Here is a 960-nt window from a genome sequence, read left to right as displayed (position 1 = left end):
CCGGCACCCCTATAGCAAAGCCGTGCTCAGCGCGCCTCGCTTCCGCGCCAGGGCGGCGCCCGGTCGGTGGCCGAGAGGGTGTCGCGCGAGGCGGCGTCCGGGATCTCGGGGACCGGCTGGCCGGCGCGCCGGATCAGCCCGGCCAGCGCCTCGCGGGCGACGCGCTCGCGGGTCTCGGGCGGCAGCGCCGCGGCACCTGCCTGGATCGCGGCCGGGGCCGCGCCGGCCACCGCCGCCAGGACCGCGCCGCCGGAGGGCAGCGCGGGGGGGAGCGCATCCGGATCACCGCGCCTCAGGGCGAAGTAGGAGAGCACGCCGATCACCAGCATGGCGCGCAGCAGGAAGGACATGGGCTCGGCCCCGCGAAAATCCTGAGCAAGGTCGCGCGACCGTGGCGCGCGGGATCTGAAGCAGCCCTCAACGCGGCGCCCGAATCCTTCGACATGGTGAATATGGCTCCGTCCATCCGGCATGCGGCCGGTTACCTGCCGGAAAGCATCCCGGGCGATCGCGGAAGCCGGGCAACACTCGTTTAAGCGCCCCCTGCGACGGTCGGCCGGTCGTTCGAAGTCGAGCCGGGGACGCCGGGGCCGAGAGGTCCAGCGTTTTGCGTGTCAGTCTTGCGTATCAAAGATGTTCTGCCCTCGCTGATCGACGCGCGCCTCGCGGGTCTCGTGCACGATTCCGTGCAGGACGAGGCGGTGCGCCATCGCCACGAGCGCTTCCTGATCTCGCGGCTCGCAACCGGCGCCGTGATGATGGCGGCGCTGCCGCCCTACCTCGTCTGGCGCGGCGTGCCCTCGGTGATCGAGGGGCTCGCGGTGGCGAGCCTGCTCCTGCCGGTGCTGGCCGCCGTGATCCTCTCCCGCACCGGCCATCTCTGGATGGCGCACGCGATCTCCTCGGCGGGGCTGACCGGCCTCGTCGTCTGCCTCGCGGGCCTCACGGGCGGGGCGGGTT

Annotated in this window: 1 protein-coding gene and 1 pseudogene; one reads left to right on the top strand and one right to left on the bottom strand. The window is 72.9% G+C overall.

Annotated elements, in window-relative coordinates:
- Positions 1 to 26: 26 nt before the first annotated feature.
- Positions 27 to 350 (bottom strand): hypothetical protein, encoded by a 324-nt coding sequence (locus AX737_RS02450; protein WP_066918741.1) that lies wholly within the window; start codon positions 348 to 350, stop codon positions 27 to 29.
- Positions 351 to 611: 261 nt separating this feature from the next.
- On the opposite strand from AX737_RS02450, the pseudogene AX737_RS02445 reads away from it, so the two are divergent.
- Positions 612 to 960 (top strand): annotated as a pseudogene (locus AX737_RS02445) (PAS domain-containing sensor histidine kinase); the annotation flags it as partial.

Source organism: Methylobacterium sp. CCH5-D2, from assembly GCF_001556475.1.
Taxonomy (GTDB): domain Bacteria; phylum Pseudomonadota; class Alphaproteobacteria; order Rhizobiales; family Beijerinckiaceae; genus Methylobacterium; species Methylobacterium hispanicum.
The sequence above is the reverse complement of the archived record's forward strand: the minus strand, read 5'-3'. Positions and strand labels throughout refer to the sequence as shown.